Raw genomic sequence first — 5,936 nt, forward strand, 5'->3', positions numbered from 1 at the left:
GCGGTGGGACCACCGGGTTGGCGGCGGCCGCGACCCCGGGGCCCACCGGGTTGGCGGCGGCCGCGACCCCGGGGCCCACCGGCACGACGGTCGAGGGCGTACCGGTCGCCGGTGGCGCGGTCGGCGCCTGCCCGTCGACGACGCCCGGCGCGCCGGGCCCACCCGGAACAGCTGGGGCGTCCGGCGTCGTCGGGGTCAGGGGGTCCGGCGCCGCGGGCGGCGTCGCGAGACCCTCACCGGGCAGGGCACCGGGCGCGACGGGCCCGGGGGCGTCGACCGAGCCCCGCGCACCTCCGCCGACCGCAGCCTGCTGGGCCTGATAGGTCGCGAGCAGCATGCCGAGCTCGGAGCGCGCCTGCAGCACGGTCTCCGAGACCGCGGCGTCAGCGCCGATCACCTCGTCCGACCGGTCGAGCATCTTGACCACGCGGTCGAGCTGGACGTCCTCGCCGGGCGGCTCGTAGGCCGGTGGCTGCACGCCGAACGCAGCACCGGCCACGGGCTCCTCCGCCGCGTACTGCACCGACCACGACTCGCGGTGCGTGATCGAGGACCCGACGAAGCCGACCGTCATGACCGACCCGAGGACCAGCGTCGACGAGAGGATCATGGGAACCGCCCGCGCCGGGCGCCGCACGTGACGGGCGTCGACGTGATGACCCGGCTCGGTCGGGGGACGGACGGGCTCTGTCGCCTGGTCGAGCGCGACGGGAGCGGCGTCGGCAGCGGGCACTCCGCTGGCGGCGGGCTCGGCGCGGGACGCGCCGTGCCGGCCCCCTGGGCCGCTGGAACGCACCCGGTGCGTCGGCAAGGTCACCACGAGACTCCCATGTCCGTTCTGCGACGTTCGACCGTGCGAGGGTATCGGCGAACACGACCAGACTCCAGCCTGAGGGAGTTTGGTCGTGCGCGCCACCCCTTGTCTGGGAACTTCATGGGTGACTTCTCATCGGAGGTCTGCACAATGGAGAGATGGACACCCACGCAACGCAGCACACCGCAAGCGCCCGACGCACCCGCCGGAGCGCCGCCGTCGGTCTCGCGCTCGTCCTGTCCACGTCCGTGCTCGGCGCGTGCGGCGAGGACGGCAGCATCACGATCCCCGAGATCTCCATCTCGAGCGACCAGCTCGACCAGCTCCTCGACGACGCCAAGGCGCAGGCCGAGGCCATCGGCGGCGACGTCCAGTCGCTCGTCGACTCGCTCGGCTCGCTGCCCGCGGACCAGAGAGCACAGGTCGAGGAGGCCGTGACCGCGGCCAGGACGGCGTCGGAGGACCTCCGGACCGCCCTCGACGAGGCGGCCACCGCGACCGAGGACACCAAGGCGCAGGCCGAGCAGCGCGTCGCGGACGCCCGGGCGCGGCTCGACGAGGCGTCAGCACAGCTCCAGTCGGCGTCCGAGGCCGTGAAGTCGGCCGACGAGGCCGTGAGCAGCTCGCTCGACGACCTGCGCGGCGAGGTCGAGAAGTTCTCGCAGGACGTCGAGGGCGCGACGTCCTGACGGCCGCCAGCGGTGGCGCAGGCACGACCATCTCTCGGCGCCACCGGGCGGGTCGTCGGGACGAGCTCGATCACCCGGAGAGCGCGTCGGGTGACCGGGTGCCACCATGGGTGAAGCTTCTCCATCGACGCAGAGACGATCCCGGGGGGCAGGATGAGCACCCTTCCGACGCGCGGGCCGACTGCGGCGGGCCTGGTCTTCCTGCTGAGCCTCGGCGGGGCCGTGGCGCTCGCACCCCCGGCCTCCGCGGCCGAGTTCAGCGACTACGTGACGGTGTCCGAGACGACGCTGGACTTCGGGCAGGACCTGCGGTTCGGTGACCCGGACGTCACGCTGTCCTACAGCCTGACCGCGGTGCAGGACACCACGCTCTCGACGGACGGGTGGTACACGCCCGGGCCCGACGAGCCGTGGGGTGAGGTCAGCGGTGATGCCTGCCCGGGTCTGTCGGGCGTCGACGGTACCGTCACCCTGGCCGCCGGCCAGGAGTGCGTCATCACGGTGACGTTCGACCCGAGCACGATCCTCAGCCCGTCCAGCTCCGTCTCAGGCGGGCGCACGTGGAACGCGACAGGGGCGGCAGGACCCGCGACGACGGACCAGCCCGTCTCCTACCAGGCTGTCGTCCACACGCTGTCCTGGGATCCGGACTCCCTGGGCTTCGTCGCCGTCCCTGGCACGACCGGTGCGCCGCAGACCGTGACGTTCACCAACCTCGCGAGGGTCCCGCTGTCCGCGCTCGACACCGGCGGTGAAGGCCCCGACTTCACGCTCGACCTCGGCACGTGCGCCTCCCCGATCCCCGTGGGCGGGACCTGCACCCTCAGCTACAAGTACACCGACAACGCCTCGACCCCCAGGACGAGCGCGCGCACCTGGGTTCACTTCTCCGCCACCGGGCCGGACGGGCCCAAGGCGTACACCCTCGACTCGACCGTCGTGAGCCTGGCCGGCGTGACCCCGTTCCCACCCCGGACCACCGACATCTCCGTCACGAAGTCGCTCGTCGGCACGGACGTGATCGTCGCGGGCGACCTGATCGCGTGGGACGTCACCGTGTCCAACATCGGCCCCGACGCTGCTGACACCGTCACTCTCTACGAGTACCCCGGTCCTCACCTCACGCTCGACCGCGTGGACGGCGTGACGTGCACGTCCTGGGGACAATGTTCCCTCGGCGCCTTGGCCTCGGGCGACTCCGTCACCGTCCGGGCCTGGACCCAGGTCCTGCCCGACACCCCCGTGGGCACGGCCCTCACCAACGACGCGACCGCCTACAGCCCTCAGCGGGACCCGAACTACGACGACAACTCCGCGAGCGCCTTCGCCGGTCCCACCACGGACGCCGCGGACGTCGCGGACGTGCAGATCGCCAAGACGGCACCGACAGAGCCCCCGCAGGTCGGTGGCGAGACGACGTGGCCCCTGACGGTGACCAACACCGGGCCGGCCGACGCGACCGACGTCGAGGTCACCGACGCGCTGCCCCCGGGTACGAGCTACGTCTCCGGCCCCGACGAGTGCACCGCCGACACCGCCCGGACCACGTGCTCCCTGGGGACGCTCACCGCCGACCAGACCTGGACCGGGGCGGTCGTCCTGCGCGTCGAGGACCCTGCCCTCGCCGGGACGACGATCACGAACACCGCCACGGTCACGACCTCGGCCCACGACCCCGACCGGTCCGACAACTCCGCGACCGCGACCTCGCTGCCTGTCGTCGGTCCCGCCCCCGGCAACCTCGCGATCTCCCTCGAGGCGCCGGCCACCGTCGTCGCGGGAGCCCGGCTCGATCCCGTCATCGCCGTGACCAACAGCGGCGACGCACCGATGACAGGCGTCGTCGTCGTGACCCACGCGCCCCCCGGCACGACGTTCCTCAACGCCGGCGGGACGGGCACCCCGGGAGCGGCCGTGATCGAGCTCGCTGCCGCGTGCCCCGCGTCGGGCCCGGTCATCACGTGCGAGGCAGGGACCGTCGCCCCCGGCGACCAGCTCCTCGTCCCTGTCTCGCTCCGTGTGGACGCGACGACGCCGCCGGGCACCACGCTCCCCCTCGTCGCGTCCGTCTCCGCCAGCACCCCCGACGACGACCCCGGCGACGACACGGCCCGTGCGCAGGTCACCGTCGCCGCGTCGGCGGCACCCGGTGACGGCAGGACGAGCACGGGCGCACGTGCCTCCGGCCTCGCGACCACCGGCTCCGACTCCCTGGCCACGGTGTGGATGGCCCTGCTCCTCGTCGCGGCAGGGACGTCCGTGCTCGTCGCGCGACGAGCAGCGCGGCCCTGAAGACGTCTCCCCCGCTCGAACCGTGGACCGACGCGTCGCCCGGCGGGCAGACTGAGGCATGCCTTCCGCCGCCCCGACGCCTGCGCCTGCATCGCCGCCCGCGCAGACCACGCGAGCCCTCGTGCCCGACCTCGACGAGACCCTCGCGCTCGCCGGCATCGCCCTCGGCGCCGCGCTCGCCGAGCCCGAGGCCCTCGGCGGGTCGACGCGGTCGCTCGTCGTCCGTGCCCGCGTCGTCGCCGGGCTGACGGACGACCGCCTCGACACGACCCGTGCCGCGGCGCACGCACCGGGCAGCACGGTCGTGGTCAAGCGCTTCCTGGACGGCCCGGGTGCGCACGGCCTCCCGTTCGAGCACGAGGCCGCAGGGCTCCTGACCCTCGACCACACCCCCGTCCTGCTGGCCGTCGACGAGGCGCACCGCCTGATCGTCATGAGCGACGTCGGCGACGGCCCCACGCTCGCCGACCTCCTGCTCGGCAGCGACCGCGACGCCGCCTGGCAGGGCGCGCACGACTGGGCGACCGCGCTCGGCGAGCTCGCGGGTGCGTCCGGGCGGCACGTCGAACGGTTCTCGGCCGAGCTCGCGGCGCGCGGCGTCGTCAAGGGGTGGGACCTCGACGCGGACGCCCGCGCCGGGGTGCACCGGCTCGTCGACGCCCTGCCCACCCCCACGGGTCTGGCGCGCGAGCCGCTCGACGCGATGCTCGCGTTCGTGCACGACGACCTCGAGGCGGTCGCGAGCCTGCGCGCGGCGGGGAGCTCCGCCGTCGTCTCGCCCGGCGACACGTGCCCCGACAACGCCGTCCGCACCCCGGCCGGGTGGGTGTTCCTCGACCTGGAGGACACGAACGTCCACCACCCCGCGCTCGACGCCGCGTACACGCTCATGCCGTTCTCGACGTGCTGGTGCGTGTTCGACCCGCCTCCCGGCCTGACCGACGGCCTCCTCGCCGCGTTCACCGCGGGCCTGCGCAGGCACCGGCCCGACGCCGTCGTCGAGCCGGCATGGACCCGCGACGTCCAGCTCGCGTGCGCCGGCTGGATCCTCGCCATGACGGGCTGGCTCCTCGACGGCGCGGTCGCGGACCGCCCACGCGTCGGACCCGAGGGGAGGTCGCCGTCGTACCGGCAGCTGGTGACCTCCCGCTGGCGCTGGGGGGCCGAGCACCTGCGCGACGTCACCCCGAGCATCGCGACCGTCCTGTCCGACGCCGTCGCGTGGGCCGAGCGCGAGTGGGGACCCACGCCGTCGGGCGGGTATCCCGCGTTCGACTGACGCACCGCTGGTCCCGGCACGGGAGGACCTAGGTCCCCCGCGTTCCTCGACCTTCGCCCCAGGTCCGAGCCCTCCCGCTCCGGTGGAATGGAGTCAACGCACCGGATGGGGATCCGGTCCTGGAGAGGAAGACAGACGACATGAGTGCAACGATCGAACGTCCGGCCGGCTCGGCCCGCTCGGCCCGAGCAGTACGTGCCGTCCCCCACGAGGTCACGGGAGCCACCACGACCGCGAGCCTCGCGGTCCGCGGAACCCTCCCGACCCAGGTCGTCCTGGGGATCTTCCGGATCGTCATGGGCTTCTACTTCGTGTGGGCCTTCCTCGACAAGACCTTCGGGCTCGGGTTCTCGACCCCCTCGGAGCGTGCCTGGATCAACGGAGGAAGCCCCACGGCCGGCTTCCTCGGTGGCGTCCAGGGACCGTTCGCCGGCTTCTTCAACGGGATGGCCGGTGCCGCCTGGGCCGACTGGCTCTTCATGGCAGGCCTCCTCGGCATCGGGCTCGCCCTGATGCTCGGGATCGGGATGCGGATCGCGGCGACCGCCGGGACCGTCCTCCTCGGCTTCATGTACCTGGCCTCGCTGCCCCTGACCACCAACCCGATCATCGACAGCCACGTCGTCGAGGCCCTCGCGATCATCTCGCTGGCCATGATCGGCGCCGGTGACACCCTCGGCCTCGGCCGACAGTGGAAGAGCCTGCCGCTCGTCCGCAAGAACTCCTGGTTGGTCTGATCCCGGTTCGGCGACGCGATCCGCTCGCCACGGCGATACACCCAGGAAGACGCGGGGAACACCAGGGAACGCGAGACCCTGCCCCGCCCGACGGCCCTCCCGGTCACCTCCCGGAGGGCTGTCTC

At 73.4% G+C, this 5,936-nt stretch carries 4 protein-coding genes and 1 pseudogene; 4 read left to right on the top strand and 1 reads right to left on the bottom strand.

What is annotated here, in order from left to right:
• Positions 1 to 610 (bottom strand): annotated as a pseudogene (locus ACFRCR_RS15995) (hypothetical protein); the annotation flags it as partial.
• Positions 611 to 972: 362 nt separating this feature from the next.
• Here ACFRCR_RS15995 and ACFRCR_RS16000 point away from each other — a divergent pair.
• The 4 genes from ACFRCR_RS16000 (at position 973) to ACFRCR_RS16015 (ending at position 5,811) form a co-directional block, all read left to right on the top strand.
• On the top strand, positions 973 to 1,503 hold the full coding sequence (locus ACFRCR_RS16000) for a hypothetical protein (protein WP_377678884.1): 531 nt from the start codon (positions 973 to 975) through the stop codon (positions 1,501 to 1,503).
• A 153-nt stretch (positions 1,504 to 1,656) separates the two neighbouring features.
• Positions 1,657 to 3,795 carry a DUF11 domain-containing protein gene (locus ACFRCR_RS16005; protein ID WP_377678886.1) on the top strand — a complete coding sequence of 713 codons (2,139 nt, stop codon included), beginning with the start codon at positions 1,657 to 1,659 and terminating at the stop codon, positions 3,793 to 3,795.
• A 58-nt stretch (positions 3,796 to 3,853) separates the two neighbouring features.
• On the top strand, positions 3,854 to 5,074 hold the full coding sequence (locus ACFRCR_RS16010; protein ID WP_377678888.1) for a hypothetical protein: 1,221 nt from the start codon (positions 3,854 to 3,856) through the stop codon (positions 5,072 to 5,074).
• A gap of 140 nt (positions 5,075 to 5,214) precedes the next feature.
• A complete protein-coding gene (locus ACFRCR_RS16015) occupies positions 5,215 to 5,811 on the top strand; it encodes a hypothetical protein (RefSeq protein WP_377678890.1) in 597 nt (198 codons plus the stop codon).
• Positions 5,812 to 5,936 lie beyond the last annotated feature (125 nt).

The sequence above is a fragment of the Oerskovia sp. NPDC056781 genome (assembly GCF_042789955.1).
GTDB lineage: Bacteria > Actinomycetota > Actinomycetes > Actinomycetales > Cellulomonadaceae > Oerskovia > Oerskovia rustica.

Coding starts and splice junctions, on each gene's coding strand:
- ACFRCR_RS16000 (WP_377678884.1), top strand. CDS start 973: ATGGACACCCACGCAACGCAGCACACCGCAAGCGCCCGACGCACCCGC.
- ACFRCR_RS16005 (WP_377678886.1), top strand. CDS start 1,657: ATGAGCACCCTTCCGACGCGCGGGCCGACTGCGGCGGGCCTGGTCTTC.
- ACFRCR_RS16010 (WP_377678888.1), top strand. CDS start 3,854: ATGCCTTCCGCCGCCCCGACGCCTGCGCCTGCATCGCCGCCCGCGCAG.
- ACFRCR_RS16015 (WP_377678890.1), top strand. CDS start 5,215: ATGAGTGCAACGATCGAACGTCCGGCCGGCTCGGCCCGCTCGGCCCGA.